The 25,397-nt window shown below is 64.8% G+C and carries 32 protein-coding genes; 15 read left to right on the top strand and 17 right to left on the bottom strand.

From position 1 onward, the window contains the following. Nucleotides 1-75: 75 nt before the first annotated feature. Nucleotides 76-741: a response regulator transcription factor gene (locus HB677_RS09685; RefSeq protein WP_213815501.1), complete on the bottom strand. Its 666-nt coding sequence runs from the start codon at nucleotides 739-741 to the stop codon at nucleotides 76-78. A gap of 135 nt (nucleotides 742-876) precedes the next feature. Here HB677_RS09685 and HB677_RS09680 point away from each other — a divergent pair, with 135 nt between their 5' ends. Next, complete coding sequence (locus HB677_RS09680; protein ID WP_213815500.1) at nucleotides 877-1,155, top strand: GlsB/YeaQ/YmgE family stress response membrane protein; 279 nt, start codon at nucleotides 877-879, stop codon at nucleotides 1,153-1,155. 117 nt (nucleotides 1,156-1,272) lie between these two features. Here HB677_RS09680 and HB677_RS09675 read toward each other — a convergent pair whose 3' ends face one another. Together HB677_RS09675 and HB677_RS09670 are read right to left on the bottom strand one after the other, a co-directional pair. Next, nucleotides 1,273-2,058: an alpha/beta hydrolase gene (locus HB677_RS09675; RefSeq protein ID WP_307852549.1), complete on the bottom strand. Its 786-nt coding sequence runs from the start codon at nucleotides 2,056-2,058 to the stop codon at nucleotides 1,273-1,275. Nucleotides 2,059-2,120: 62 nt separating this feature from the next. Further along, complete coding sequence (locus HB677_RS09670) at nucleotides 2,121-2,342, bottom strand: DUF1232 domain-containing protein (protein WP_213815498.1); 222 nt, start codon at nucleotides 2,340-2,342, stop codon at nucleotides 2,121-2,123. A gap of 95 nt (nucleotides 2,343-2,437) precedes the next feature. Here HB677_RS09670 and HB677_RS09665 point away from each other — a divergent pair, with 95 nt between their 5' ends. After that, a complete protein-coding gene (locus HB677_RS09665) occupies nucleotides 2,438-3,202 on the top strand; it encodes an alpha/beta fold hydrolase (RefSeq protein WP_213815497.1) in 765 nt (254 codons plus the stop codon). Here HB677_RS09665 and HB677_RS09660 read toward each other — a convergent pair. Next, nucleotides 3,183-3,881: a triacylglycerol lipase gene (locus HB677_RS09660; protein WP_213815496.1), complete on the bottom strand. Its 699-nt coding sequence runs from the start codon at nucleotides 3,879-3,881 to the stop codon at nucleotides 3,183-3,185. The genes HB677_RS09665 and HB677_RS09660 overlap by 20 nt on opposite strands. Nucleotides 3,882-4,049: 168 nt before the next feature. Here HB677_RS09660 and HB677_RS09655 point away from each other — a divergent pair, with 168 nt between their 5' ends. From HB677_RS09655 to HB677_RS09645, 3 genes are all read left to right on the top strand, one after another. Further along, a complete protein-coding gene (locus HB677_RS09655) occupies nucleotides 4,050-4,241 on the top strand; it encodes a hypothetical protein (RefSeq protein WP_213815495.1) in 192 nt (63 codons plus the stop codon). 81 nt (nucleotides 4,242-4,322) lie between these two features. After that, nucleotides 4,323-4,706: a VOC family protein gene (locus HB677_RS09650; protein WP_213815494.1), complete on the top strand. Its 384-nt coding sequence runs from the start codon at nucleotides 4,323-4,325 to the stop codon at nucleotides 4,704-4,706. Next, nucleotides 4,706-5,605: an SDR family oxidoreductase gene (locus tag HB677_RS09645; protein ID WP_213815493.1), complete on the top strand. Its 900-nt coding sequence runs from the start codon at nucleotides 4,706-4,708 to the stop codon at nucleotides 5,603-5,605. The genes HB677_RS09650 and HB677_RS09645 overlap by 1 nt, the downstream gene beginning before the upstream one ends. A 70-nt stretch (nucleotides 5,606-5,675) precedes the next feature. Here HB677_RS09645 and HB677_RS09640 read toward each other — a convergent pair whose 3' ends face one another. Continuing rightward, on the bottom strand, nucleotides 5,676-6,407 hold the full coding sequence (locus HB677_RS09640; RefSeq protein WP_213815492.1) for an alpha/beta fold hydrolase: 732 nt from the start codon (nucleotides 6,405-6,407) through the stop codon (nucleotides 5,676-5,678). Nucleotides 6,408-6,567: 160 nt separating this feature from the next. Between HB677_RS09640 and HB677_RS09635 the strand changes: the two genes are divergently transcribed. Further along, nucleotides 6,568-7,170: a TetR family transcriptional regulator gene (locus HB677_RS09635; protein WP_213815491.1), complete on the top strand. Its 603-nt coding sequence runs from the start codon at nucleotides 6,568-6,570 to the stop codon at nucleotides 7,168-7,170. Between the two features lie 16 nt (nucleotides 7,171-7,186). On the opposite strand, the gene HB677_RS09630 is transcribed toward HB677_RS09635, so the two are convergent. Further along, nucleotides 7,187-8,023: a helix-turn-helix transcriptional regulator gene (locus HB677_RS09630; protein ID WP_213815490.1), complete on the bottom strand. Its 837-nt coding sequence runs from the start codon at nucleotides 8,021-8,023 to the stop codon at nucleotides 7,187-7,189. Between the two features lie 102 nt (nucleotides 8,024-8,125). Here HB677_RS09630 and HB677_RS09625 point away from each other — a divergent pair, with 102 nt between their 5' ends. Continuing rightward, nucleotides 8,126-8,878 carry an SDR family oxidoreductase gene (locus HB677_RS09625; protein ID WP_213815489.1) on the top strand — a complete coding sequence of 251 codons (753 nt, stop codon included), beginning with the start codon at nucleotides 8,126-8,128 and terminating at the stop codon, nucleotides 8,876-8,878. A gap of 68 nt (nucleotides 8,879-8,946) precedes the next feature. Here the strand turns inward: HB677_RS09625 and HB677_RS09620 are convergent, their stop codons facing one another. Further along, nucleotides 8,947-9,102 (bottom strand): hypothetical protein, encoded by a 156-nt coding sequence (locus HB677_RS09620; RefSeq protein WP_213815488.1) that lies wholly within the window; start codon nucleotides 9,100-9,102, stop codon nucleotides 8,947-8,949. Between the two features lie 102 nt (nucleotides 9,103-9,204). On the opposite strand from HB677_RS09620, the gene HB677_RS09615 reads away from it, so the two are divergent. Then, nucleotides 9,205-9,822, top strand: a complete 618-nt coding sequence (locus tag HB677_RS09615) for a hypothetical protein (RefSeq protein ID WP_213815487.1) — start codon at nucleotides 9,205-9,207, stop codon at nucleotides 9,820-9,822. 28 nt (nucleotides 9,823-9,850) lie between these two features. Here HB677_RS09615 and HB677_RS09610 read toward each other — a convergent pair whose 3' ends face one another. From HB677_RS09610 to HB677_RS09595, 4 genes are read right to left on the bottom strand one after another with little or no spacing between them, the layout of a single operon-like run. Then, nucleotides 9,851-10,864, bottom strand: coding sequence for an ABC transporter substrate-binding protein (locus HB677_RS09610; protein WP_213815486.1), 1,014 nt, complete (start codon nucleotides 10,862-10,864; stop codon nucleotides 9,851-9,853). A gap of 24 nt (nucleotides 10,865-10,888) precedes the next feature. After that, nucleotides 10,889-11,704, bottom strand: a complete 816-nt coding sequence (locus HB677_RS09605; protein WP_307852548.1) for an ABC transporter ATP-binding protein — start codon at nucleotides 11,702-11,704, stop codon at nucleotides 10,889-10,891. Beyond that, the gene (locus tag HB677_RS09600; protein ID WP_307852547.1) at nucleotides 11,701-12,777 is read right to left on the bottom strand and encodes an iron chelate uptake ABC transporter family permease subunit; all 1,077 of its coding nucleotides are present in this window, start codon (nucleotides 12,775-12,777) and stop codon (nucleotides 11,701-11,703) included. The genes HB677_RS09605 and HB677_RS09600 overlap by 4 nt, the downstream gene beginning before the upstream one ends. Then, nucleotides 12,774-13,748 carry an iron ABC transporter permease gene (locus tag HB677_RS09595; protein ID WP_213815485.1) on the bottom strand — a complete coding sequence of 325 codons (975 nt, stop codon included), beginning with the start codon at nucleotides 13,746-13,748 and terminating at the stop codon, nucleotides 12,774-12,776. The genes HB677_RS09600 and HB677_RS09595 overlap by 4 nt, the downstream gene beginning before the upstream one ends. 188 nt (nucleotides 13,749-13,936) lie before the next feature. On the opposite strand from HB677_RS09595, the gene HB677_RS09590 reads away from it, so the two are divergent. Further along, nucleotides 13,937-14,275, top strand: coding sequence for a YciI family protein (locus HB677_RS09590; RefSeq protein ID WP_213815484.1), 339 nt, complete (start codon nucleotides 13,937-13,939; stop codon nucleotides 14,273-14,275). Between the two features lie 15 nt (nucleotides 14,276-14,290). Here HB677_RS09590 and HB677_RS09585 read toward each other — a convergent pair whose 3' ends face one another. Then, nucleotides 14,291-14,989, bottom strand: coding sequence for an NADPH-dependent F420 reductase (locus HB677_RS09585; RefSeq protein WP_213815483.1), 699 nt, complete (start codon nucleotides 14,987-14,989; stop codon nucleotides 14,291-14,293). Further along, the gene (locus tag HB677_RS09580; protein WP_213815482.1) at nucleotides 14,982-16,031 is read right to left on the bottom strand and encodes an LLM class flavin-dependent oxidoreductase; all 1,050 of its coding nucleotides are present in this window, start codon (nucleotides 16,029-16,031) and stop codon (nucleotides 14,982-14,984) included. Before HB677_RS09580 ends, HB677_RS09585 begins: the two co-directional genes overlap by 8 nt. A gap of 70 nt (nucleotides 16,032-16,101) precedes the next feature. On the opposite strand from HB677_RS09580, the gene HB677_RS09575 reads away from it, so the two are divergent. The 3 genes from HB677_RS09575 (at nucleotide 16,102) to HB677_RS09565 (ending at nucleotide 18,236) form a co-directional block, all read left to right on the top strand. Next, nucleotides 16,102-16,581, top strand: a complete 480-nt coding sequence (locus HB677_RS09575) for a MarR family winged helix-turn-helix transcriptional regulator (protein WP_213815481.1) — start codon at nucleotides 16,102-16,104, stop codon at nucleotides 16,579-16,581. A gap of 66 nt (nucleotides 16,582-16,647) precedes the next feature. Next, a complete protein-coding gene (locus tag HB677_RS09570; RefSeq protein WP_213815480.1) occupies nucleotides 16,648-17,271 on the top strand; it encodes a GNAT family N-acetyltransferase in 624 nt (207 codons plus the stop codon). Between the two features lie 47 nt (nucleotides 17,272-17,318). Next, complete coding sequence (locus HB677_RS09565) at nucleotides 17,319-18,236, top strand: 5'-3' exonuclease (RefSeq protein ID WP_213815669.1); 918 nt, start codon at nucleotides 17,319-17,321, stop codon at nucleotides 18,234-18,236. A gap of 17 nt (nucleotides 18,237-18,253) precedes the next feature. Here HB677_RS09565 and HB677_RS09560 read toward each other — a convergent pair whose 3' ends face one another. From HB677_RS09560 to HB677_RS09550, 3 genes are all read right to left on the bottom strand, one after another. Further along, nucleotides 18,254-19,069 (bottom strand): NAD(P)-dependent oxidoreductase, encoded by an 816-nt coding sequence (locus HB677_RS09560; RefSeq protein ID WP_213815479.1) that lies wholly within the window; start codon nucleotides 19,067-19,069, stop codon nucleotides 18,254-18,256. Next, nucleotides 19,066-19,530, bottom strand: coding sequence for a MarR family transcriptional regulator (locus HB677_RS09555; protein ID WP_307852546.1), 465 nt, complete (start codon nucleotides 19,528-19,530; stop codon nucleotides 19,066-19,068). The genes HB677_RS09560 and HB677_RS09555 overlap by 4 nt, the downstream gene beginning before the upstream one ends. Nucleotides 19,531-19,591: 61 nt before the next feature. Further along, complete coding sequence (locus tag HB677_RS09550; protein ID WP_213815478.1) at nucleotides 19,592-20,383, bottom strand: SDR family NAD(P)-dependent oxidoreductase; 792 nt, start codon at nucleotides 20,381-20,383, stop codon at nucleotides 19,592-19,594. Nucleotides 20,384-20,466: 83 nt separating this feature from the next. On the opposite strand from HB677_RS09550, the gene HB677_RS09545 reads away from it, so the two are divergent. Continuing rightward, nucleotides 20,467-21,009, top strand: coding sequence for a MarR family winged helix-turn-helix transcriptional regulator (locus HB677_RS09545; RefSeq protein WP_213815477.1), 543 nt, complete (start codon nucleotides 20,467-20,469; stop codon nucleotides 21,007-21,009). A 216-nt stretch (nucleotides 21,010-21,225) separates the two neighbouring features. After that, on the top strand, nucleotides 21,226-22,470 hold the full coding sequence (locus tag HB677_RS09540; RefSeq protein WP_213815476.1) for an MFS transporter: 1,245 nt from the start codon (nucleotides 21,226-21,228) through the stop codon (nucleotides 22,468-22,470). Between the two features lie 230 nt (nucleotides 22,471-22,700). Here the strand turns inward: HB677_RS09540 and HB677_RS09535 are convergent, their stop codons facing one another. Beyond that, nucleotides 22,701-23,621: an NAD-dependent epimerase/dehydratase family protein gene (locus HB677_RS09535; RefSeq protein WP_218624609.1), complete on the bottom strand. Its 921-nt coding sequence runs from the start codon at nucleotides 23,619-23,621 to the stop codon at nucleotides 22,701-22,703. 179 nt (nucleotides 23,622-23,800) lie between these two features. Between HB677_RS09535 and HB677_RS09530 the strand changes: the two genes are divergently transcribed. Further along, a complete protein-coding gene (locus HB677_RS09530; RefSeq protein WP_213815475.1) occupies nucleotides 23,801-24,496 on the top strand; it encodes a TetR/AcrR family transcriptional regulator in 696 nt (231 codons plus the stop codon). Nucleotides 24,497-25,397 lie beyond the last annotated feature (901 nt).

The following is a 25,397-nucleotide window of genomic DNA, read 5'->3' as shown; positions in this document are numbered from 1 at the left end:
GACGCTATTGACCGCGCCGGATCGGCACTATCGAGCTACCCGGTGCACCGGGGTGGGGCTAACCCCCGAATCGGGTCAAGGGCCGCCGAGCCAGTGGTCGATGCGGTGATGGTCGGGAGTGAACCCGTGGGCAACGCCCCACAGAACCGCCTGCGTGCGGCTGGTGGTGTCGATCTTGCGATAGATGTTGCGAATGTGGGACTTGACCGTGTTCGGACTCAGGTAGGTGAGCGCGGCGACCTCCGCGTTGTTCTTGCCCTGGGTGATCAGCGCGAGAATCTCGGACTCCCGGTCGGAGAAGCCCTCGTGACGGCCCGGCCAGTCGAGGCCGGACGCTCCGCTCGCCTTGCGCGGTGCGGGGCTGATGATGGCGTCGCCCGCATGCACCCGTTCGATAGCCGCGACCAGCTCGCGCGCGGGAAGGGTCTTGGAAAGATAACCGTGGATGCCCTGCCGCTGCGCGCTCTCGATGAGGTCGGGGTGGAAGTTCCACGTGTACACGACGACGCGCCGCGCCCGGGGATTACGCACCAGCGCCCCGAGCTCCTCATGGTCGGATTCCGGCTGCGCAAAGGAGTCGTAGAGCACGATGTCGACCTCGTCGTCCAGTGCGGCGTTCGCGTCGATCTCGCAAATGGTAATGCGGTCGCGATAGTTGTCAAACATGTGGGCGAGGCCCGCGAGCACCACGTCGTAGTCGTCGACCAGTGCGACGCGAATGGGAGTGCCCTGCTGAGCCATACAGCCAACCTACCCCTCGAAATGGGCATCATAGTCACCCCTAGGGGTGTTAACGGTCACCCCTAAAAACTGCTTGGCTTGAGTCATCCGCTCAGCAACCCGCTGGCACCCCGCGCTCTAACAAAGGATGCACTCATGCTCGGTCTCATCATCAGCCTCATCGTCATTGGACTCGTCGCCGGCGCCCTCGCCCGCCTCATCGTTCCCGGACGCCAGAACATCTCCATCGGAATGACGATCCTCCTCGGCATCGTCGGTTCCTTCGTGGGAGGCTTCCTCGGCTACCTCATCTTCAACCACGACTCAAACGACGGCTTCTTCCAGCCCGCCGGAATCATTGGCTCGATCATCGGTGCCATCATCGTGCTGCTCATCTGGACCCGCACCGGAAGCCGCCGCACCTCGCGTCGCTAATCCCCCGCAGCTCTACCGCCGTCGCGGCGACCGGATCCTCGGTCGTCGCGACGCGGCATGTCCGGGGCAGAGCAGGGCAACGCCGGGGCAAGACGCGGCGCCGCCCGCCTGGCGCGTCTAGTGCCGGCGGGCCCACTCGACGATCAGACGGATGCCCTGCGCAAACTCGGGGATCTCCGGGCGGTCGAAGAACGCGTGTCCGATATCGGGGAGCACGTGATATTCAACCGGCACGGCGGCGTCGGTCAGCTCGCGGGCGAATTCCCCACCCGAAGCACGCAGCGCGTCCCGGTCGGCGTCGATGAACAGCGTGGGCGGAAAATCACCGGGCGGATGACCCCCGGGAAACGCATCCGGCAGCAGCAATGCCGCCCGGGTCCCCGCGTAATTGAGATTCATCAACCTGACGAGCCGCGGAACGTGCGTGTAGCGACGGTACCCGCGAAGACGGCGGACGAGTTCGGGCGCGCGCCGCGGCATGAGCGCGTGGAACGTGCCGTACGCCAGGAACACCCCACGCACGCCGCCGCCCGTGCCGGATTCCCGCCGGCGCAGCACGGCGGCCGCCACCAGACAGGCTCCGGAGCTTGCGCCGCCGAGGATCACGCCCGAGGGCGCGGTGCCGACCACCTCGTTCACCACGGCGACGACGTCATCGACGGGCACCGGATACCGGAATCCCCGGAGTCCCGGCACACGGGGCGCGAGCCGATACCCGACCGTGGTCACCGGGAATCCCGCCCGCGCCAGCGACCTCGCCACCGCATCGGATTCGGACTGATCGAGCCCACCACTCACGAAGGCGCCGCCGTGCACCCAGACGATCGGCACGGCATCGGTCGCTGTCACATCGGTCGGGGGTGAGTAGCGCCGCACGGGAACAGGCCCGTGCGGGCCATCCACCACCGCATCTTCCGTCGTGACCGCCGGACCGCTGTCAACCGTGGCCCGGCGCGGCACGCCCATCACCGGGCGGGAGGCGGCGTCGCTCCGCCGGTACGCGGATCGCCGCGCCCGGTCAGCAGCTTGTAGACGGCGAAGCCCGCGCCGAGCAGCACGGCAAGGTCATCGGTGAGACCCAGCGGTCCGGTGAGCAATTCGGGAATCACGTCGATGGGCGAGATCCCGTAGACGAGCGCGGCAACGGCAACCAGAACGGCGGAGATATTTCTGCGACGACGACTCATCTGTACAGGGTACGAGCATCCCCCTGACATCTACAGCCCCGATGCTGCCCGTACGATGACGCCATGGCCTTCCCGGTGAAACTCTCCTCCCCCTCGTGCGCCCGGTGATCCGCGGAAGCCTCGGCATCCGCACGTTGCGCATGCCCTCGAGGGTGGCAGCGGATGCCCCGACCTTCCTGCTCCTGCACGGCATCGGCTTCTCGCACCGCTCGTTTTCTGGTCTCGCCCGCGAGCTGTCGCTGACCGGCCACGTCATCGCGTTTGACCTGCCCGGGTTTGGCGCGAACCCGCGCCCCGACCGGCCCCTGTCCATCGAGGACACCGCGACGGCGATCGGAGCGCAACTCGCCGGGATGGGGACCGGCCCCGTCATCGTCGTCGGCCATTCGATGGGGGCGCAGTTCGCCCTCGAGCTGGCACGCCAGTCGCCGGCGGCCGTGTCCCATGTGGTTCTGATCGGTCCGGTAGTGGATGTCTCGAAGCGATCCCTGCGCGCGCAGGCAGCCGACCTCGCGCGTGACTCAGCCCTGGAGCCACCGCGCACGCAGGTCATGGTCGCCTTCGATTACCTGCGCTGTGGCATCCGCTGGTTCCTGACCGAGTCCCAGTTCATGCGCGACTATCCGACCGAGCGGGCCATCTCGGCCGTGCCCCACCCCATCCTCCTGCTCCGCGGGGAGCACGACCCACTCGCAAACGCTGCGTGGTGCGAGACGCTCGCCCGCACCGCGCCCGATGCCCGGGCGGGTTCGATTCCCGGTGCACGGCACAACGTTCCCCACTCCGATCCGGTGGCGACGGCGACCGCGATCGTGGATTTCGCCGCGGGTGAGCCCGGCTTTACTCCGCCAGCTGGATGAGCTCGGCGATGACCCGGGGGTTCGCGAGCACGCGGAAATGGCCTCCGGTGTCCAGTTCGACGTTCCTGGCACCGTCGAGGTAGCTCCCCGCGGGGATATGCGGGTCGAACCGTCCGTACACCGAGACGATGCGAGCGTTGACCTGCCGCTCACGGGCGAGCCCCACGATGGTCGCGTCGGTCGGCGAGAAAATGCGCAGGCTCGGCAGCAGCAGGAATCGGGCATACGACGAGCCGCTGAACGGAGCCGCGACCGCCACCATGCCGCGCACCCGCGAGGTCGCGGAGCCGTGCACCATGATTTCCTTGCCGATCAGTCCGCCCTTGCTGTGCGCCGCGATGATCACATCATGAAGATCATGCTCGGCGAGGTAGTCGGCGACGTGCCGGGCGGAGTCGATCACGGGTCGACGGTTGCGGTGCAGCAGTTCGATGACGTGAACGGGATGGCCCCGGTCGTGCAGGGCCGTCACGAGTGGCTGCATGAACTGCCAGGTCTCGTAGATTCCGGGGATCACGAGGATGGGCGCGCCGTCACCGGACCGGAACGATGCGGGCTCTGCACGGTCGACAACACCACGAACCTGCGCCGCCGCGGCATAGACGTAGTCGGCGATCCACCACCCCAGCGTCGTGGGGGTGAGCCGGGGGCGACGGACGGCGCGTGTGGCATCGCTCATGGTTCCCACCGCCCCGTTCTGCTGCTCGTCCCGCCCAGCGTATGCTGCTGCCGCCGACTGAATGGCGGCTGGACAATCGCCCACCGGCGCGCGAAGGTGTCGCCGTGCAATCGACTTGCGCGGGGTGCGGAGCTAGGATTTTTGCACCAATTCGACCAGGAGGTCATGATGACAACGGAGTCTCAGCCCGGCGCAACGGGTCCCAATCTGGGCAAGGACGGCACAATTCCCAACAGCGACGACGGCATCGCCGTGGGTCACGATCCGGAGAAATCCAACTTCAATCCGGAGGAAGACCAGCAGGTCGACGTCGACGTCGATGAGTCCGACGATGACGCGGGCAATCCGCCCATACCTTAACTCCGAGTCATCCGGAGCACCCTTGATGCTGGCGGTCGGCCTCCCGAGACTGAAGAGACATTCAGAACGGAAGGCCACATCATGCTCAACGCATATCCCGTCGGAGTCGTACTGCTCTCGACCGACCTCGCAGCATCCAAGTCGTTTTACGCGGACAAGCTGCAGCTGGCCGTCATCGACGAGGATGACTCGGCCATCAGCTACCAGTCGGGTCAGACCCGCCTCACCGTGACGGCGAGCACGACCGGAAGCAAGGACGAGCAGACCAAGGCATCGTGGCAGGTCGCCGACCTCCGCGCCGAGCTCGATGAGCTGGCTACCCGCGGTGTCACGCCCGAGGACTACGACACCGATGAGCTAAAGACCGTGGATGGCATCGCCGACCAGGGCAAGGTCTGGGTGGCGTACATCCTCGATCCCGATGGAAACGCCCTCGGCATCGAACAGCCCAAGAGCGCCTCCTGATGCCCACCGACCAGTACGAGTTCGGAGATCCCACCACCCGGTACCCGGTGATTTCGCCGCCGGTGCAGCAGCAGCCGGAGCCAGGCCTCCAGTCGCAGATGACCCCGGTGCCCGATCTTGGCGAGGATAGCTATCGCGGAAGCGGACGCCTGACCGGCAGGAAGGCGCTCATTACGGGTGCCGATTCCGGGATCGGCGCGGCCGTGGCGATCGCCTTCGCGCGCGAGGGAGCGGATGTCACGCTCTCCTACCTTCCCGCGGAGGAGTCAGACGCCCGTCACGTGATCGAAGTAATCGAAGCCGCCGGGCGCAAGGCAATTGCCGTGCCCGGCGACCTCACGTCCCGCGAGTACTGCCGGGAGCTCGTCGCCGCGGCGGTCGAGGGTATGGGCGGCCTCGACACCGTGGTGAACGTGGCCGGCAAGCAGGTCTGGCAACCCACGCTCGACGACCTGTCGGAGGACCAGTTTGAAGAGACATTCCGCACGAACGTGTTTGCGATGTTCTCCATTGTGAAGGCCGCGCTACCCCACCTGCGGCCGGGCTCCACGATCATCAACACCGCGTCCCTCGAGGCCTACGTTCCCGCGCCCGATCGGCTCGACTACGCGAGCACTAAGGGCGCGATCAACAACCTGTCCAAGGGTCTCGCCCAGCAGCTGATCCCGAAGGGGATCCGCGTCAACGTGGTGGCTCCCGGCCCGACCTGGACTGCTCTGCAGGTGAGCCGCGGTGTCGATCCCGAAACACTGCCCGACTTTGGGTCGAGCGAATCCCCGATGGGCAGGGCGGCGCAGCCGGCGGAGCTGGCCCCGGCTTACGTGTTCCTCGCGTCGGCCGAGTCGAGTTTTGTTGTCGGTGACACCCTCAACGTCAACGGCGGAATGGTCACGCCTTAACCGGGAAAGCCCCGTCATCACCGGGATGCGGGGCTTTCGTCAGGGTGCGATAGACGCATCACTGGGGTTATTACTGTGCCGTGCTTACTGCGGCGCCCTCGATAACGTCGACGATGTCGCGCGGGTGGGTCACCATCGACAGGTGGCCGCTGTCCACCTGCGTCACGGTTGCACCAGCGCGCTCCGCCATGCGCAACTGCAGCGCAAGCGGGATGCTGCCATCGCGGGTTCCGGCGACGTACCAGGACGGGAGCGTCTCCCATGCCTGTCCGGCCGAGGCCGGAGCGCCGACGGCGCTGAACGTGATGGGGCGCTGCTTGGCGTAGAACTCGGCCTGCAGTTCCTCGCTCAGTCCGGTAGCGAACGCCGGCTCAAACGGTCCGCGCTGGATGTACAGATCGACGTCGCCCTCGGGAGCTCCCGGGTAGGGCGCCATGTCGAAGAGCTGCGACGGGTCGACGGGTCCGGCGCTGTTGAGCAGGTCAAGGAGGCTCTCTCCCTCGATCGGGACGAACGCGTTGACGTAGACGAGACCACGCACGGTCGGAGCACTCAGCGCAGCGGAGCCGATGAGGGCTCCACCGTAGGAGTGTCCTACGAGGATTACCGGGCCCGTTGTACGGGTCTGCAGGTACGTGGCGAGATAGTCCGTGTCACCGGCGAGCGACCGCAGCGGGTTGGCGAACTCCTGCACTGTGTAGCCCTCCTCGGTCAGCAGCCGCTGCACTCCCGCGAAGGAACTCGCGTCGGTCCATGCGCCGTGAACGATCACGATGGTGGGGAGAGTGGATGAATCGGTCATGATGTGTGCCCTTCTTACTGACGACACTGGTGCGCGCCGTACTGTCACCCCAACTGAGGGTTGAGGCGTTTTATGCCCGTTATGGCAGAGAATGCCAACTATGGCGACGTACGCTCTGAGAGAACGGGAATGCCAGCGCTGGCACCGTAAGCTCGGAGGCATGAATTCTGAAGGAACCGTCCGCGCGGACCTGCGCGAATTGGGCAAGTCGGCCATCCGCGCCGAGGTCGCACAGCGGGCCATTGCGCTCCTCGACGAGCGGGGGTTCGACCAGACGACGGTCGAAGACATCGCGATCGCGACCGGCATCTCCCCGCGCAGCTTCTTCCGGTACTTCCCCACGAAGGAAGACGTCGTCATCGGCGACCTCATGGCCATGGGTCTCCTCGTCGAGGCGGCCCTCCGGGAGCGCCCCGCAGACGAGTCGCCCTGGGCGGCGCTGCGGGCGTCGCTGGAGCCGTTGGTGCGCACGGCCGCCGGCGATCCGGCGAATGTGCTGCGCACAACGCGCGTCGCGATGAGTACGGCAGGACTCCGCGCCCGCAGCATCGAGCGCCACACCGCCTGGGCGGCCGTGCTTACTCCGATAGTCGAGGAGCGACTGACCGCCACCAGCGCGCACCCGTCGATGGCCGCCGGAGCGCTCGCTCAGAGTGCTCTCGCCTGCCTGTTCGTCGCGACCGCGGCCTGGGCGGAGGCGGACGGGGCCGACTCCTACGGCGACCTGCTCGACGAAGCCTTCGCGGCGGTGGGGACGCTCTGAGCCGTCGGTTCTTGTCTCAGCTGAACTGCTGCTGTCCCACGACGGCAAGCAACTCCAGCTTCTCCGCAGCCTCGGTGCGGGGAGCCGCGGTCAGCACCAGCAGAGCCTGACCCTGGTCCTCAGTGAAGAGCACCTGACAGTCGAGTTCGATCTCACCCAGTTCGCGGTGTACGAGAACCTTGTGGTCCTCGAACCGGGTGGCAACGTCCTGCAGGTCCCAGATCGCGGTGAACTCCGGGCTGATCTTCTGCAGTTCCCGCACGAGAGCGCCGGCGCGGGAATGCTGCCCGGCAGCGCCATACGCCGCGCGCAGATTCGCCACCTGAGCGCGGCTCTGCCGGTCACGATCGACGGCACGATATACCTCGCGCTCCGAGTCATCCGTAAACCATCGATAGACGCCGCTGCGCGCGGGTCCAGAGAATCCGGACTGGTCCCCAAACAGCGCCAGGGCGAGCCGGTTCTGCGCCAGCGTTTCGCCGAGGCTCGACAGGATCAGGGCGGGGCTGTTGTCCAGCCGGTCGAGTACGCGCATCAGGGCGGGTGCCACATGGGTGTCGAGCGGGGTGCGCGCGGGTGCGCCGCGGCCGGCCAGGCGGTAGAGGTAGTCCCGTTCCTCGTTGCTCAGCCGAAGCGCCCGCGCAAGGGCGGCAAGCATCTGCTCGGATGGCTGCGGTCCGCGCTCCTGTTCGAGCCGAACGTAGTAGTCGGTGGACATGCCGGTGAGGCCCGCAACCTCTTCCCGCCGCAAACCGGCGGTCCGCCTTCGCTGGCCGGCGGACAGGCCGACGTCCTCGGGGCGCAGTGCATCGCGCCGGGAGCGGAGGAATTCGGCGAGCGCGTGGCGGTCCATGCATCCATCATCCGCCACCGGCGGCACACCAAACAGGGATCGGGAGTCCTACGACAACGGCTCCTCTCCCCCGCCCGACCCCTCCGCCGCACACTGATCAGCATGAACATCACCGGAAACACCATCTTCATCCCCGGCGCCACGTCGGGCATCGGCCTCGCTCTTGCGCTTCGCCTCAAGGCAGCGGGCAACACCGTCATCATCGGCGGTCGCCGCACCGACCTGCTCGAGCGCCTCGCCGCCGAGCACGGACTGTCGACCGTCGCGATCGACACCACCGACCCGTCCTCCGTCCTCGCCGCCCGCGACCTCGTCGTCGCCGAACACCCCGACCTTAACGTGCTGGTTGCGATGGCCGGGATCATGGCATTCGAGGACATCCACACCGCGGGCTTCCTCGAGACTGCCGAGCGCATCGTCGAGACGAACATCCTCGGACCGCTGCGCCTGGTCGCGGCATTCACCGAACAATTGCAGGGACGACCGGATGCCACGCTCGTCACCGTCTCGTCGGGACTCGCTTTCACTCCGCTCGCGTACTTCCCCACGTACAACGCATCGAAGGCGTTCATTCACCAGTACAGCGAGACCGTCCGGCTTCAGTTCGCCGACACCTCGGTCTCCGTGATCGAGATCGTTCCGCCCGCGGTGCAGACCGAGCTCGTCGCCGGCGGATCATCCAATGAGCACTACCTGCCGCTCGACGCGTTCGCTGACGAGGTGATGTCGCTGCTGGAAGCGCAGCCCGACGCGCACGAGATCCTCGTCGAGGCCGTCAAGTTCCTCCGGTTCTCTGAGGTGGAAAACCGGTACGCCGGCGCCATCGCCGCGCTCCACGCGCCCGCACACGCCTAAGTCTCGACGACACACAAGCCCCGCAATCCTTCGATTGCGGGGCTTGTGCGTGGAGGGTGTAGGCGGCGCTACTTGACAGCCGCGTCGTTGCTGTCCGGATCAATCGCGTCGGCCACGGCCTCTTCGGCCCCCGCGCCGCTCGAGTTGAGACGATCGTCTTCGGGGAAGCCGGAATCGCTGTCGTTTGTTCCCTGCGTCTTGGTATCGCTGTTGTCGGTGGTCATGTAACCACACTATGTTTTCCGTCGACCGCGGGCGAGGGGGTTTTCAATTCGCGCGGTCCGTGACAAGCACCGATAACGTGATCCCCACCGCAACGAGAGAGCGTGAGCAGCCGAACCATGAAGTTGTATTCCGACTACCCAAGACATCGCACCCGTCAGATCGTCGCCGATCTCTTCGCGCTCGCCGCCATTGCGGCTTCGGTGTGGCTGGGGTTCGTCATCCACGGCCTTGTCGATGGGCTGAAGTCGTTCGGCGCGCAGATGGAGGAGTCAGGCTCGGGCTTTCGCAGCACCATGACAGACATCAGCGACAACCTCAGTGGCATTCCCCTCATCGGTGGCGGAGTAACCACTCCCTTCGACAACGCCAGCAATGCGGGCAAGGCCCTGGAGAGTGCCGGCCAGGCCGAGCAGGTCGCCGTTCACAATCTGGCGATCGGCCTTGGACTCGGAATCGCGGCGCTGCCGATTCTCACCATCCTCTTGTTCTGGCTGGTCCCGCGACTTCGCTTCGCCCACCGCGCGGGCTCCGCCAGGTCCATGTCCACGCAGCCCGCGGGTGTCGACCTGCTCGCGCTGCGGGCACTGGCCGGACAGAAGCTGTCGCGAATCTCCGCGGTTCATCCCGACCCGATGTCCGCCTGGCGCAACGGGGACGAGGTCGCCATGCGCGCCTTGGCGAATCTCGAGCTCAAGTCCTCCGGCGTGCGCGTGCGCTGAGCGCCGGAGGACCAAACGCCGCGCGGAATCAGTCGGTGACGACCTTCGCCTCGCCGAGGTACCCCGCCAGCTGCTTCATGTAGGAGGCCTGCGACACGTAGTCGAGTCCTGCAGACAACCAGGGGTAGACCTGGCCGGACTTGATCGCCGCGGTGTTCGCCAGCGTCGGCTGCTTGCTGAGCTCGTCCTGCTGATATCCCGACTGGTTGAGCAGGATCAGGTCACCGCCCACCTTTCCCGCGTTCTCCCAGCTGTAGATTCCCCAGTAGTAGCCCTCCGGAGTCGGCTCGATGAAGTCGACACCGAGATCCTTGTAGATGTCGAGCGCGGGGTCCTCGTCCGCCTTCACCACGTAGTAACCATCGGCATCGGCATACACCGTTGCGACCGTGAGCTTGGACTCTTCCGCGACCTGCTTGAGCTCGGAACTCGCATTGTCGTACGCGGCCTTGGCCGTCGCCAGCGTGTCATCGTCGGCGCCCAGCGCCGTGGACAGCTTGACGATGCTGTCGATCACGTCGGCCCCATCGCCTCCCATCACGACGGTCACGATGGGCGCGATCTTCTCGATCTGCTTCTGCTGCTCGAGGTCGGAGAACCCGAAGTCGGGCTGGGTCGCGTCGATCGTGCCCTTCTCATCGACCGGGTAGACGTCCGCGATGATCAGGTCGGGCTGCAGCGCGGCCAGCGCTTCGAGGTCGAACGCCCCGAACTCGGTGCCGATTTGGGTGATGGATGTCACGTCCAGGTCCTTATAACGCGCATCCTGCGTGATATCGAACGACCCAAACGTCCCGATGGGATTCACCCCGTAGTTCATGAGGGAAACCATGGTCTCGTTCTGGCCGACGATCGTGGTGGGCTTGTGATCGAGCGTGACGGTCTTGCCGAGGTCGTCGGTGAACGACCATGTCGTCGACGAAGAGCTCGCCGTGTCCGACGTGGACGATCCGCTGGCACACCCGCTGAGCGCGAGTGCGGCGGTGACGAGGGCCGCGACAGCGAGCACGGACCGGCCGCGGTACTTGGGAAGGAAGGTCATGGTGATGGCTTTCTATTGGGGTGGTCAGTCGGCTTCGGGAACGATGAGGGGCGTGCCGGTAATGGGATCGGGGATGACCCGGGCACGAAGTGAGAAGGCGCGGTGGAGTATCTCGGGCGTGAGCACCTCGGCCGGGGCTCCGTCGGCGACGATGGAGCCCTCGTGCAGCACGACGATGCGATCGGAGTAGCGGGCTGCGAGCGACAGGTCGTGCAGCACCATGACCACGGTCGCGTTGGTGTCGCGTTTGATCTGTCGCACGAGACGCAGCACATCCAGCTGATGGGAGAGGTCGAGGAACGTCGTCGGCTCATCGAGGAGCAGGATTCCCGCCTGCTGCGCGACAACGAGTGCTATCCAGACGCGTTGGCGCTGACCACCGGACAGAGAGGCGACATCGCGGTCCGCGACATCCATTAATCCCGTCGCCTCCAGCGCCGCGTCCACGACCGCCGCGTCTTCGGGAGACCACGAACGCGCCCACGTCTGGTGGGGGTTGCGGCCGCGCAGCACGAGGTCGCGGACGCTGATGCCGGGCGGGGCGCTGGGGCTCTGCGGAAGCATTGCGAGCTGCCGCGCGACCTTCTTGGTGGAGAGCGAGGCGATGGGCACGCCCTCGAGGTGGATGGACCCGGAGGTGGGCTTCAGGATCCGGCCGAGCGACTTGAGCAGAGTGGATTTGCCGCACCCGTTGGCCCCGACCAGCGTGGTGATGGTTCCCGTCTCGATACTCAGATCGAGAGAATCGATGACGACCCGCCCGTCGTAGCCGAGCGTGACTCCGCGCGCCTCCAGCGCCGGCGCGGCCCGGACCGCGGTGGTGTGTTCGATGGTGGTCACGATGACAACTCCTTGCGGTGACGAACGAGCAGCCAGATCAGATACGGGGCACCAACGACGGTGGTGAGCAGGCCAACGGGAACTTCCGTGGGAAAGATCGTGCGACCGGCGAGATCGGCGACGAGCACGAGACAGGTGCCCATGAGCCCGGACAGCAGCAGTGGCGGCCGCGACGTTCCCGCGGTTCGGAGGGCGATCTGCGGAACGACGAAAGCGACGAATCCGACGGGACCGGCGGCGGCAACCGCGGCCGCGGTGAGTACCACCGCGAGGGCAATGACGATGAGCCGGTGTCGCTGCAGATGTAGTCCGACGGCAATCGCCGTCTCGTCACCGAGCTGCGAGACGCCGAGCGCGGTGGAAGTGACCAGGGACAGCGCTACGCCCAGCACAGCCACGATGAGCAGGGGCCACACACTCGGCCACGAGCTTCCGCTCAGGCTGCCGACGAGCCAGACGGATGCCTGGGATGCCTGAGCGATCTGTGCCCGAACCAGCAGATAGCTCGTCAACGCGGTGAGTACCGAGGCGACACCAATCCCGACAAGGATCAGCCGATAGCTTTCGACTCCCCCGCGCCATCCCAGTCCGTAGACGACCGCAGAGGCAATCAACGCGCCCGCGGTGGCGGCGAGGGGGATGCCCCCGCCGAGCAGTGCAGCGCTCACCGAATAGGTTCCGCCGCCCAGAACGATGGCGGCGACAGCACCCGTTGAGGCTCCGGCCGTCACGCCGATCACGTCGGGGGTGGCGAGCGGATTTCGAGTGAAGGTCTGCGTGAGGGCGCCAGCAACCCCCAGGGCGAGACCCACGAAGGCGCCCGTGAGCGCACGCGGCAACCGGAGCTCGGTCACGATGAGGCGCTGCACGCCCGTGCCGCCCCCGCCCAGGGCGCGAATAACGTCAACGACGCTCAACGCGGATGACCCGATGGTGATGCCAGCGACGAAGAGAATGAGGGCAAGCACGAGTGCGGCGATCGTCGCGATGACGACCCGGGGCCTCCAGGCGAGGCCGACCGGCCCGACACGAATTCCCCCGGCACGGCGCACGCCCGTGAGCTGCCCGGTCACAGCGCCACCAGCGATCGGCGACGAGCAATGACGACGAAGAACGGTCCACCGATCAGTGCGAGAACAATGCCGACCTGGACCTCGGCGACCCCGCCGATAAGGCGGCCAACGACGTCCGCCGCGAGCACAAGGGCGATGCCGAGGAGCGCGCTTGCCGGCAGTACGAAGCGGTGGCCCGTGCCGACAAAGGGACGCACCAGGTGGGGAATAACAAGTCCCACGAATCCAATCGGCCCCGCGGCAGCGGTCGCCGCCGCGGTGAGCAACGTGATCGAGGCGAGGCCCACGATTCGCGCCACGAGAACGTTCTCGCCCAGGCTCCGTGCCATGTCCGATCCGAGACCCAGGTTGTCGAGCGCCCGCGTATTGAGGAAGGCGAGCAGCAGCCCTGCCACCGCGAACGGAACCACGGACCAGATGACGCCGACGTCCCGACCCGACAACGATCCGACGACCCATAAGCGATACGCCTGAAGGGAGTCCTTGTCGGCGAGGACGATGTACGACGTGAATGCATCGAGCAGGGCGGATACGGCGGCCCCGGCGAGAGCGAGGGGAACGGGACTGGCGGTCCCGGAACCGGCGGCCGTGATGGAAAAGACGGCGACACTCGCGATGATGGCACCGGCGAGGGCGAACCACACGGTAATTCCGGTTCCGACGACACCGAAGGCGTACACGCCAATCACGACCGCTAGTCCCGCTCCGGCCGATACGCCGAACAGGCCGGGGTCCGCCAGAGAGTTTCGGGTGTGGCCCTGCATGACCGCGCCCGCGACCCCCAGGCACGCGCCCACGACGATGCCCAGCATCGTGCGAGGAATCCTGACGCCGAAGACAATGGTCGACGCCTCGTCGGATCCCCGGTGGATGAGCGCATCCACAACCGCGGGCATCGACAGGTGGTTGCTACCGAACAACACGCTCGCCAACGCCGTGACGGCGGCAAGGCCCGCGAAAACCGCAATCATGCCAATCCGTCGTGCGATAACGCTGCGATGCTGCCCACCGGGAGCGCCAGGCGGGCGCTGCGCGGTCGACGGGGCTGTGGTCACTGAGACAGCTTAGGCTGTCCTAACCTCCCGATTTGCCCGTTCTGATTGAGCTTTCGCCGCGATACGGGTTGCCTCGCCGCGGAACGGCGGAGCAGCATCGAGATATGACCAAGTACCTCATCTCTTTCCCCGGCGAAGCACTGACGTTCACGGGCGAAGAACTCGCCACAGTCAGCGATGACTCCCACGCAGTAATTCAGCAACTCAAGGATGCCGGCGTCTACGTATTCGGTGGCGGGATCAACGAAGACGTCGCACCGGTGCTCGTCACCGCCGACGGGTCGGTCTCCGCCGACACCTATCCGGGCTCCCGACTCACCGGAGGATTCCTGGTTCTCGAGCTGCCTGACCGCTCGGCCGCCGAGGAGTGGGCCGCGAAGGTCGCCACCGCCTGTCGATGCTCACAGGAAATCCGGGAATTCGGGTTCGACCCGGAAAGCTAGACGCTGCACGTCCCGCTATGCGGCGGGAGCGTCCGCCCGCGCGGTCGCAACCTCAATACCGCGGTTGGTCTCCGGGAAACGCTCGAGCGCCTCACGAACGGCAGACGCACTGGAATTCGCCCCAAACAGCTCAGCACCCGGTTCGAGGGAAATGCTGTCATGGAGGGTCCCCGCGAGCACCGGATCGAAACCGACAGCGTCGACTAACGCGGCTGCGATAGCGAGGTCCGCCGCGTCATCTCCCGCGATGGCCAGACTTCGACGGCCGGGCGTCCCCGCTGGCCGGGCACCTTCGTCCAGGTCGTGGTACCCCATATGGTTGAACGACTTCACCACCCGCGAATCCGCAAGGAACGCCTGCACCAGCTCGCTCGTCGAGGTGCGGGGATCACGGAGATCGTCACGAATGCCGTCAATCTCCCACCAGTAGTTCATTGCGTCGAGCACCAGCTTTCCCGAGAGCGCCTCAGGTGACAGCGAGCGGTACTTGCCCAGGGGCAGCGCAAGAATGACGATGTCGGATTCGCGCACAGCCTCGTCCGCCGTCGTGGCGACGGCGCCGGGCACGAGAACTTCGATGGTGAGGGCGATCCGCGACGCGGGACCAGATCCCGCGATGAGCACGCGGTAGCCCGCTGCGATCAGCAGCCGGGCGAGGACTGTCCCGACTTTGCCGGCGCCGAGTATGCCGATGGTCTCAACCCGGTCAGACATTGACCGCCTCCTGGGCGAGGATTTCGCGCACTCGCGGTGCGACTTCGGTGCCCAACAACTCAATGGTGCGAGCTCGGGCGGAACGAGGGAGGCCAATGACGTCGTACTTCAGGTCGAATCGACTGATGTGCAGCACGCGGGTCATCTGGGCGATTTTCTGGGCAACCGTTTCCGGCGAACCGACGAACAGCGCGCCCGTAGCCAGTTCAAGGTCGTACCTTTCGCGGGTCGGTGGATAAAAGCCGCGCTCTTTGCCCATCATTTCCACCATAGGCTTCCACGACTCCCACCACAGGTCAGCGGCCTCCTCATCGGTGTCGGCCACCAGCCCGAGCGCGTGCTGCCCCACCGGCTGCGCCGGCTGTCCGAATTGCGCAAGGGCCCGGAAATACAGGTCCACATGGCCCGCAAAGCGTTCCGGTTGCCCGCCGATGATCGCCAGCATCAGCGGAAGTCCGTACCTGGCCGCCCGGACCACGGAGTTTGGGCTACCGCCGACACCAACCCAGGTAGGGATTCCGCCGGGGCGCATCTGAGGATGCAGCGTCTGGTTCGTCAGCGGCGCACGCACCGTGCCGGACCAAGTGACCGGTGACTCGCGCTGCAACATCATGAACAGCTCGAGCTTCTCTTCGAAGAGCTCCTCATAATTGGCGAGGTCATAGCCAAAGAGGGGAAAGGACTGCGTCTGGGAGGCGCGGCCGAGAACCATCTGGGCGCGGCCGTTGGATATGGCGTCCAGAGTCGAGAACTCGTTGTACAGGCGCACAGGGTCATTCGTGCTGAGAACCGTCACGGCCGTGCCGAGCTTGATCCGGCTTGTTGCGGAGGCAATTCCCGCAAGGAGCACTGCCCCAGCCGAATCGACGTAACCCTCCCGGTAGTGCTCTCCGATGCTGAACACGTCAAGCCCGACCGACTCGGCCAGCTTTGCCTCGTCGATGAGAAGCCGAACGGTTTCCGCGTCGCTGAGAATCCTGCCGTTGTCCGTCGGGACATCACCGAATGAGTTGAGTCCAAATTCGAGCGGAAAAGCGGTCACGAGGTCCTCCAGATGTAATTGACATGTCAATCATCTGTCGATATTGTTGACATGTCAATCGGAGGAAGACATGAGTTCAGGTCGCCGGTCGCCGAACGCCCACGAATTGCGGGTCTGGCGAGAATTTATTGAAACCGGAGACCGGTTGAGATCCCTGTTAGGTTCGCGCCTGCAGTCCGAATCTGATTTGTCGACGGGCGATTACTCGGTACTGCTGGCGCTTTCCGAAGCGACGGGAAAACGCATGCGTCCTTCCGACCTCGCCTCGCACATTTCGTGGGAACGCAGTCGCCTCTCCCACCACCTCGGCCGCATGGAATCACGGGGGCTCGTCGGCCGCGAGAAATGCCTGACCGACAACAGGGGCACCGAGATCGTGCTGACAGAGTCGGGAGCACGGCTCTTCCGACAGGCATCCGCCCCTCACCTCCGGGCAGTCCACGAACTGTTCATTACCGCGCTGGACCCGGAGCTTCTGGCGAAGGCGGATGACGTGACGCGTGCGTTGCGCGATCATCTGGATGGTCGCTCGCTGCCCGATCCGACCTGACCCCTTCAGCGCGCGGGCCTCCCCGATTTAGCATGAGGTGGACACGCACGAACGGAGGTCTGACTCGTGGCCAATACTCACGTGATTAAGCCGCTCACACCCGAGACTTATCCCGCGTGGCTCGGCCTTGCCGACAAGCACAATGGCGTCTGGGGAGGGTGCTATTGCACGTACTTCCACAGCGACACCGCGAGGACCTCCAAGAACGACTTCGACCGCCCGACCTTCAAGCAGCGTCTCGTCGCGGAGGGCGTTGCACACGCGGCGCTCGTGTTTGATGGGGAGGCGGCCATCGCGTGGTGCCAGTACGGCAGCCCCGACGAACTTCCGGGTATCTACCACCGCAAGCAATATGACGCGGGCGAGACCCATCCCGCTCCGTGGCGCATCACCTGCTTCTTTGTTGATCGTGACTACCGCCGGTCGGGCGTCGCATATGAAGCTCTCGAGGGTGCGCTGCAGTTGATCGCGGCGGCGGGTGGAGGTGAGGTCGTGTCCTTCCCGAACGAGCTTGTGCCAGGGAAGAGGACGTCCTCGTCATTCCTGCATAACGGCACTCGCGCGATGTTTGAACGTGCCGGGTTTACCTTCGAGCGGCACATCGGCAAGAGCAAAACCGTCATGCGAAAGACGATCGCAGCCGCGAACCCTGCAGTCGCGTCTGCAGAGCGCCGTGGCCCCCAGTCGTAGTACGGCGTTCCACGTGCGAGAATTCGTCCGTGACCGAACATCGCCGGATGCTGCTCGACACCGCCGCCATGTACTTCCGCGCCTTTCACGGCGTTCCCGACACGGTGAAAGCTCCCGGAGGCGAGCCAGTCAACGCGGTCCGCGGCCTGCTCGACATGATCGCGAGGCTGGTCACCGAGTTCGAGCCAACCGAGCTGGTGGCCTGCTGGGACGACCAGTGGCGTCCGTCCTGGCGGGTCGCCCTCATCCCGTCGTACAAGGCCCAACGCGTTGCATCCGAGACGAAGGCCGGCTCGGTGGAGGAGGTTCCCGATCTCCTCACCGCGCAGGTGCCAGTCATCCGCGAGGTCTTGGATGCCCTGGGAATCCCCATCATCGGCGCTGCCGATCACGAGGCGGACGACGTTATTGGAACGCTGGCCCACCGCGCCCGCATCCCCGTCGACGTGGTCACCGGTGATCGTGATCTTTTCCAGGTCGTCGACGATTCCCACAATGTGCGGGTCATCTACACGGGACGCGGGATGTCCAAACTGGAAATCCTCACCGACTCGACGCTGAAGGCCAAGTACGGCATCACTCCGCAGCAGTATTCCGATTTTGCCGTCATGCGGGGTGATCCCTCAGATGGCCTTCCCGGCGTCACCGGCGTCGGAGAGAAGACGGCAGTGTCGCTACTGGGTACCTGGGGTGACCTCGATGGAATCATCGCCGCCGCCGCAGATGGCTCATCCGCGATGGGCGCACCAATCCGGTCGAAGATCCTTGCCGCCACCGACTACCTTGCGGTTGCACCAAAGGTCGTCGAGGTTGTGCGAGATCTCGAGCTGGCGGCTTTCGACGCACACATCCGGCCACGCACGCCCGAACAGTCGGAGGTCCTCGACGGACTCGCGAAAAAGTGGGGGCTTGGAAGTTCGCTCCAGCGAGCGAGGCACGCCCTCGACGCCATCCCCGCCTCCTAGCCGACAGACACTCGAAGCTAGAGCAGTCCGCGGCTCGCTGCCTGGTAGATAGTAGGGACGGTTGGCTGGAAACCGAGGCTGCGGGCGAGCGAGATGTCCATCTGCCCCTTCCACGGCTGCGCGAGAGGTTCTGCGGAGGTGTCGTACGCGCTGCCAACAATCTGCGCCATCTCATAGACACTGAGGGGCGACTCGTCTGCGATGTTTACCGTCAGACCGTCCATTGCTCCGGTGAGCGCGAGCGTGAAAGCCGTGGCGACGTCGGCGTGGTGGACAACGCTGAGCTTCTGCGCCGGATGCCATCCCATGCTCGTCGCCTGCGCGGGCAGTGCTTCCAGATGACCATCTCCGTCGCCATAGATGAAGGGAAGGCGCAGGATCGCATGCGTGAGCCCGCTGGCACGCAGGAGCTTTTCGGCCGCAACCTTGCTGGCGGGGTACGCGAGGGTCGGGTCAATAGCGTCGTTTTCCCGGCCAGGACGAGCGCTGCTCGCGTCGTAGACATTGGAAGTGCTGGCGAGGAGAAATCGTGCGTGCGGGGCGGTCTCGCTGACGGCCGCGATGACATTGCGGGTGCCTTCCAAATTCACCTTCCACACCTGGTCCTCGTCACTAGTCCGGAACAGTGCCGCCAGATGAATGACGGCCGTGACGCCGTCAACGGCCGCAGTCAGGGTTTCCGGGCTGAGGATGTCGCCCTCGACCCGATCCGCGCCAGCGGGAGTCACTTTTCCGGGGCGAACAAGGACCCGGCAGTCGATGTGGGCAGCGACGAGACGGGCGAGTAGGCGCGGGCCAACTAAGCCCGTTGCGCCGGTGATGAGGATAGTCATGATCGTGCGACTTCTTTCTTGTGGTCGAGGAGTCGGCGGGTGGCGTTCTCGAGTAACCGGTTCATCGTTGCGATGTCGGCTGGATCCTCGTCGGCGAAGGCGATGCCGCCGATGAGTGCTCCGATGTCGGGCAGCGTGTTCAAAAGGCGCAGGCCCGCGGGGGTCAGTGACAGTAGCTTCTGTCGTTGGTCGTCAGGGTCAGGAATCTGGATGACCAATTCTTTTCTCACGAGCGCAGACACAACACCGCTGAGAGTCGCTCTCTCGACGCCGAGCTCACGCGTGAGATCTCGCTGCCCCAGATGCTCACTAGTGCTGAGTCGGTAGAGGACGTACCACTGTGTATTGCCGAGGTCGAAGGGGCGGAGCACCGCCTCCATGAGGGCACGGCTGGCGAGGAAGTACTTCTTCGCCCACCCCCCGGGCATATCCAGTTCAAAAGCTTCAATATTGTTAGGCACCAGACAACCATGTCAGGTGCCTAACAATATTGCAAGCTCCTCAATGCAAGTTTGTATTGGCTCAGAGCGTCGCGGTGAGTACGCCGCCATCGGCTCGCAGAGCGGCACCATTCGTGGCCGAGGATAGGGGGCTCGCGAGGTAGACCACGAGATTCGCAATCTCGGTCGGATCGATAAAACGCTCGAGCAGCGAGGTCTGATTTCCCCCGATAATCGCCGCCTTCAGATCCTCCACGGACACGCCCTGCACCGTCGAAAGCTGCTGAACGACGCCCGCGACACCATCGGAATAGGTCGGCCCACCAACGATCGTATTCACCGTGACGTTGGTGCCTCGGGTGAGCTTGGCCAGACCGTTGCTCACTGCGAGCATCGCGGCCTTGGCCATGCCGTAGTGCACCATGTCGGCCGGAATGTTCACGCCCGATTCGCTACCGATGAAGATGATGCGACCCGAGTTCTCAGCGATCATTCCACCCAGAAGTTGGCGCGAGAGGCGAACCCCGCTCATGACGTTCACGTCAAAGTAGCGCTGCCAATCGTCATCGGAGATGTCGGCAAAAGGAGCAAGACCGAACAGTCCGACGTTATTGATCAGAATGTCGACGGCGCCCAGCAACTCGAGCAATCGCGCCACATCGTCCGGGCGTTCGAAGTCCGCGGCGATACCGGAGACATCGGCGCCGGGTACTGCAGCACGCAGCTCACGAACAGCGGCCTCCACGCCTTCCGTCCGCCGACCGTTGACAACCACTGACGCACCCTCGGACAGCAACGCCCTCGCGACAGCGAACCCAATCCCCTGGGTGGAGCCACTCACGAAGGCACGCTTTCCCGCCAATTTCATATCCATATCGAATCCTTTCACTTGCTTGGTCAAGTGAAAAGCTAACACGTTGACTTGCCCAGGCAAGTCATGCGAAATAGTCTTTGTTCATGGCAAACGATCGCGACCACGCAGCTCTCGCCGGCGACGAACTCCAGACCTGGTCGGCTTTTGCGACCGTGCTGGAGTGGCTACCGGCCGCGCTCGACGCACAGCTGATCCGCGACTCCGAAGTGACGCACTTCGAGTACGGAATCCTCTACGCGCTGGCGACAGCTCCGAACCACACTCTGCGGCTGAGCGTCCTCGCGGGGTATGCGAACAGCTCGTTGTCACGCCTGTCACGGGCAACCACGCGACTCGAGGCCCGTGGATGGCTGCACCGCGAGCCCGACCCGAGCGATGGACGGTACACGCTGGCCGTACTTTCCGACTCGGGCCGGAAATGGGTCGATCTTGCTAGCCCGGGGCACGTCGAGACGGTGCGTCAGCTGGTACTCAACTCGCTTACGCCCACCCAGGTCAAGCAGCTTGGTGCCATCAGCGCTCGGATCACGCAGGCAATCCGCACCGAAGGCGCCTGGCATCCAGACGCCGCTCGCGAGGTGCGACCGGATAGTCCAGCGCGCAGTTCCCGGCGAGCGCGAAAGTAGATCGCCGACGGCTATATTGCGGCAGCCGAATCGTCCGATAAGACGCCGTCCGAGCGAAGTTAGAGCCGAGTTGGAAGGGTTGGCTCTGTGCTCGCTTCATCGCCTGGGCGGGTGCCTCGGTGTGCGCGATCACGATCGCCACTGGTCACCTCGGGCACTGCTGGGTCGCGCCCCAGCGTATGGAATGAAACGGGCAGCGCACGGTTGTATCCCTGCATGACCTTCGCGCAGGCAACAGAAGCCCCCACTCGCACTGACCGACGCGGCTGGTTTGGAGTGCTTTCCGTGGCCCTCGGCTCGTTCGTGCTCGTGCTCAGCGAGTTCTTGCCGATCGGGCTGCTTCCCTCAATCGCGACCGATCTCGGCGTCAGCGACGGCACCGCGGGCCTTGTCATCGTGGCGACGGGCCTCGCCGGCGCGATCGGCGCTCCCGTAGTGACGGTGTTCACATCGCGGGTCGACCGCCGCATCGTGCTGCTTTCCCTCACCATCCTGCTGGTGGCCTCCAACATCCTGGGTGCCTTGGCCCCAAATCTGCCAGTGCTGCTGTTGGCCCGCGTGCTCCTCGGTCTCGCTCTCGGAGGCTTCTGGGCTATCGGCGCGGGCATCGCGAGCCGGCTCGTGCACGAGGGCGCGGTCATCAAGGCCACCTCCTTCATCACCGCTGGCATCTCCATCGCAACCGTCGTCAGCCTTCCACTCGGCGCGTTCGTGGCGACGGTCGCCTCGTGGCGCGTGGCATTCCTGATCGGCGCTGCCCTCGCGGCGGTGGCCCTCGTCGCGCAACTGATCCTGCTCCCCAGCATCCCGGCACTGCAGCGGGTGCGCTTTGCCACGCTCGGCGGCCTGCTCACGTTTCCCCGCGCACGCATCGGGCTCATCGCTGCGGCACTCGCTTTCTTCGCCCAGTTCTCGGCCTACACCTATGTCGCGCCCTACCTGAAGGACCTCGTGCGCGTCTCTCCCTCGACCATTACCGTCGCGCTGCTGGCCTTTGGCATCGCGGGGATAGCCGGCAATTTCGTTGCCGGCTACACGCTGAATCGAAACCTCGCTGCGACCCTCACGGTGACGAAGGCCGCACTCGCGGTTTCAGTGATCGCGCTGCCGCTTCTCGCATGGTCGCTGCCCGGCGTGTTCGTGCTGCTCGTTCTTTGGGGATTCGTTTGGGGAGCGCTTCCTCTCGGACTACAGACCTGGATGTCTGGTGCCGCACCGAGTGCTTCCGACGGCAGCCTCGCGCTGTTCGTCACGACCATCCAGCTCGCCATCGCGGGCGGATCGGTGGTGGGCGGCGTCGTCGTGACATCGTTCGGCCTCGCGGTCGACTTCTACATCGCCGGAGGTTTTGCGGTGCTGGCGATCATCGTGCTGCTGTCCTTCGGACGCCAGCGCCGCACTTCAGAGCCCGCCGCGCCGATCGCCGGCGGCACAGCCGCGGTGCCGTGCGTCGCCAGCTAACAGCTCTCGATGAGTCTCAACCCTGGTTCGTTCCCGAACGACTAAGCACAGGTCATATCGCGTGAGGTCTGAGCGTTCGCACGAGGCAGGACTCCCCTCGAGGACCACGCGCTTCAGGATGTCAGTTGCTCCCATCGAGGGACGCATCGGCAACAGCATGACCAGAAGGGCGTCCAGCACCCCGGATGCCACGACGACTCGCTCCGGATTGTGCCCGATCGCGACGCGGTTCACAGTCTCGCTCCAGGTCCGGCGAGTTCATCCAAGGTGCGACGCAGACTGTCGTTCCAGTCGGAGGGCGTGATTCCCAGCCTCCGCTCTACGGCGGACCCATCGAGGATATAGGGACGGGTGAGCTGGTAGCTCAATTGAGCGACCTCCCTCGCCATCGGCGAGACGACGCCCAATGCGTTCAAAAGCATTGGAGGTGTGCCTTTCACGGCGACACGCGGCCGTCCCGCCGTATCCATCAGGTCCCCTATGACCTCCGTCTGGGTCCTCGGCGGGCGGCCGGGCACATGCCAGATCGATCCATAGGAGTCAGGATCGTCAAAAACCGCCACAAGAGTCCTGGCCGCATCTCTCACGTCGGTGTAGCTGTGCGGCATGTCGACTCGACCGATCATCCGGACCGTGCGCCCCGCCAGCGCCGCCGGAAGCACGCGACTGATGTGCCCGAGGCCGCCCCCGATCCAGTCGGAGGACCGAACTTCAAACGCGCGAATCCGCCCAGCCTGATGCGCCGTGAGGGCATCCTCCCAAATCCGAGCACGAAGAACCCCTTTATGCTCCCGCGCTCCATTAGGCAAGTCTTCCGTCATGGGTACCGTGACCGGGCCGATCGGGTACAAATTCCCCGTCATCGCATAAACGGCACCGGTCGCTTCTGCCGCCGCCAGCAGCGCTGACGCCATCGGCGGCCAGAGCTTCTCCCACACCGGGTAGTCACCGGGGTTGGCCGTGTTGAATAAACCGGCCGCACCATCGGCGGCGCGGGTGAGCGCCGCAGTATCGGTCGCGTCCAAGGAAATATACGTCGCGCCGACAGCACCGGTGTCGCGACCAGAGCGTGTCCCAATAACAACGTGGTCTCCACGCTCGAGAAGAAGAGAAGCGACATGGCGGCCGACGGGACCGCCCCCCGATAACAAGATGGTGGGTTGGCATGCGTGATCCCTTTTGATCGAAATTAGTGCGACGTTCCGCGAGTGGAATTCGCTAACTGAACACCTGTTGGCTAGTTCATTGAACAGGTGTTGGTTAGCTATGTCAATTGGTAGAATCGCTGTGAGCGCACGATCGAAGAGACGAGAGGAGGCGGGGAACCACCATGGCAGCCAACGAGCAGAGCCTCCCACGCACTCGGAACCCGCGCGGGCAAGGGCAAATCCTCCGCCAACAGCTCATAGACGCGGCAGCACATCTGCTCGCTACCCTCGACCAACCCGAAACCCTCACCCTTCGCCAGGTTGCCCGGACAGTCGGCGTTGCACCCGCCAGCATCTACAGCCATTTCGCCGACTTCGAAGCACTCTTCAACCATGTTCTCGACCTGAGATACGACGAACTCATCTCCCTCATGAAGGTCGCCGACAAAGCACCAACCGCCCTTGCCGAGCTCGTTTGGCGCTGTGCAACCTACATTCGCTGGGGCATTCACAATCCCGGCGCGTATCGAACACTTTTCGGCGGTCGTGTACCGCCAGGCGTCACCGCAACTTCCCATCGCGTCGGCCTCGAATTGCTCGAAGCGCTGACCGCATCGCTCGCCGCCACCGTCGCCGATATCGGCGACGAATCCCCCGACACGATCCGCCAGCGCGGTATCCTCCTATGGACATCAATGCACGGACTGGTAAGCGCCTACTGCGAACACCCCGGCGTGGTCTGGCCCCGCATCAGCGATTTAATCATCGGAACAGTCGCACTCCACAGCTCGCGCCCCCTTCCGGACATCGCCCACTCACTCCAGCAGCTCACCGACCTCACCATTTCAGCAGGAGCAACCGGGACGGCAGCCCACTAACTCCACAGCGGCGCCGACTCATGTCATCGCTCCTCCCAGCGACACCCGTTCCGATCGAGGCGAACGAGAATGCAGCATCGCGCGAACTAAAGCGACAACGCCAATATCGCGATACGCCCCCTCTTTGAGATGCAATCACCGATCACTCGGTCAACCAACCTGCCCGGGCAGTACAGCTAGCGGGGGCGGAGTGCATCGATGCCCTTGACCAAGAGAGCGACCCCGCGGTCGAAGTGTCTGTCTTCGTCTCCACAGTGTGCCAAGCTGCCAGCGGAGGCGATTACGTTCTCAAAGCGGCCTGCCGCGAGTGATTCAAGCCGACTCCGCATTGGTTGCATTTCTGCGGCTTCATCATACGAAGTGCCCTCAATCGCATGCCTGCGCCCCGCTTCTACGTGTGCGCCTACCGACCAGAGCACATGAAGCGTCATATCCGCTGCCGGTCGGTCGCCGCTCGGCTCATGTCGATGGGCGCAAACGTTCGCGGGCCGACGCAATCTGCCGGGCCCCCGGGCTCACGTCGAGACGTGAATCTAGGACAGGGTTGGTTTTGGTCGGCGGTGCAAAAGGCGAAAAGGAGGACCCGACCTTTCCGGACGTAACACCGCACGACCTTCGGCATACGGCGGCGAACCTGGCGATGCGCGGGCGCTAATCTCAAGGCAGTGCAAGGAATGCCCGGCCATGCCTCCGCAGCGATGACCTTGGACACCTACGGGGCTGTTCGAAGACGATCTTGACGCTGCTTCCGAGCGTATGAAAGTTGCCCGGAGTAAAACACTTGTGGGGATTTTGTGGGGTTTAGCCCCAGATGGAACGGAAAAAGCCCCGTAATCACTGGGATTACGGGGCTTTCGGTGCGTGCGCCCGGAGGTGTGCAGGTTCACGTGATCGTTCATAC

Origin of the sequence: Glaciihabitans sp. dw_435, from assembly GCF_018449675.1 — a bacterium.
Classification (GTDB): domain Bacteria; phylum Actinomycetota; class Actinomycetes; order Actinomycetales; family Microbacteriaceae; genus Glaciihabitans.
Note: the sequence above shows the minus strand (reverse complement) of the source record. Positions and strands in the feature narration are given on the sequence as shown.

Coding starts and splice junctions, on each gene's coding strand:
- HB677_RS09685 (WP_213815501.1), bottom strand. CDS start 741: ATGGCTCAGCAGGGCACTCCCATTCGCGTCGCACTGGTCGACGACTAC.
- HB677_RS09680 (WP_213815500.1), top strand. CDS start 877: ATGCTCGGTCTCATCATCAGCCTCATCGTCATTGGACTCGTCGCCGGC.
- HB677_RS09670 (WP_213815498.1), bottom strand. CDS start 2,342: ATGAGTCGTCGTCGCAGAAATATCTCCGCCGTTCTGGTTGCCGTTGCC.
- HB677_RS09660 (WP_213815496.1), bottom strand. CDS start 3,881: ATGAGCGATGCCACACGCGCCGTCCGTCGCCCCCGGCTCACCCCCACG.
- HB677_RS09655 (WP_213815495.1), top strand. CDS start 4,050: ATGACAACGGAGTCTCAGCCCGGCGCAACGGGTCCCAATCTGGGCAAG.
- HB677_RS09650 (WP_213815494.1), top strand. CDS start 4,323: ATGCTCAACGCATATCCCGTCGGAGTCGTACTGCTCTCGACCGACCTC.
- HB677_RS09645 (WP_213815493.1), top strand. CDS start 4,706: ATGCCCACCGACCAGTACGAGTTCGGAGATCCCACCACCCGGTACCCG.
- HB677_RS09640 (WP_213815492.1), bottom strand. CDS start 6,407: ATGACCGATTCATCCACTCTCCCCACCATCGTGATCGTTCACGGCGCA.
- HB677_RS09635 (WP_213815491.1), top strand. CDS start 6,568: ATGAATTCTGAAGGAACCGTCCGCGCGGACCTGCGCGAATTGGGCAAG.
- HB677_RS09630 (WP_213815490.1), bottom strand. CDS start 8,023: ATGGACCGCCACGCGCTCGCCGAATTCCTCCGCTCCCGGCGCGATGCA.
- HB677_RS09625 (WP_213815489.1), top strand. CDS start 8,126: ATGAACATCACCGGAAACACCATCTTCATCCCCGGCGCCACGTCGGGC.
- HB677_RS09620 (WP_213815488.1), bottom strand. CDS start 9,102: ATGACCACCGACAACAGCGATACCAAGACGCAGGGAACAAACGACAGC.
- HB677_RS09610 (WP_213815486.1), bottom strand. CDS start 10,864: ATGACCTTCCTTCCCAAGTACCGCGGCCGGTCCGTGCTCGCTGTCGCG.
- HB677_RS09595 (WP_213815485.1), bottom strand. CDS start 13,748: ATGATTGCGGTTTTCGCGGGCCTTGCCGCCGTCACGGCGTTGGCGAGC.
- HB677_RS09590 (WP_213815484.1), top strand. CDS start 13,937: ATGACCAAGTACCTCATCTCTTTCCCCGGCGAAGCACTGACGTTCACG.
- HB677_RS09585 (WP_213815483.1), bottom strand. CDS start 14,989: ATGTCTGACCGGGTTGAGACCATCGGCATACTCGGCGCCGGCAAAGTC.
- HB677_RS09575 (WP_213815481.1), top strand. CDS start 16,102: ATGAGTTCAGGTCGCCGGTCGCCGAACGCCCACGAATTGCGGGTCTGG.
- HB677_RS09565 (WP_213815669.1), top strand. CDS start 17,319: ATGCTGCTCGACACCGCCGCCATGTACTTCCGCGCCTTTCACGGCGTT.
- HB677_RS09560 (WP_213815479.1), bottom strand. CDS start 19,069: ATGACTATCCTCATCACCGGCGCAACGGGCTTAGTTGGCCCGCGCCTA.
- HB677_RS09550 (WP_213815478.1), bottom strand. CDS start 20,383: ATGGATATGAAATTGGCGGGAAAGCGTGCCTTCGTGAGTGGCTCCACC.
- HB677_RS09545 (WP_213815477.1), top strand. CDS start 20,467: ATGGCAAACGATCGCGACCACGCAGCTCTCGCCGGCGACGAACTCCAG.
- HB677_RS09540 (WP_213815476.1), top strand. CDS start 21,226: ATGACCTTCGCGCAGGCAACAGAAGCCCCCACTCGCACTGACCGACGC.
- HB677_RS09530 (WP_213815475.1), top strand. CDS start 23,801: ATGGCAGCCAACGAGCAGAGCCTCCCACGCACTCGGAACCCGCGCGGG.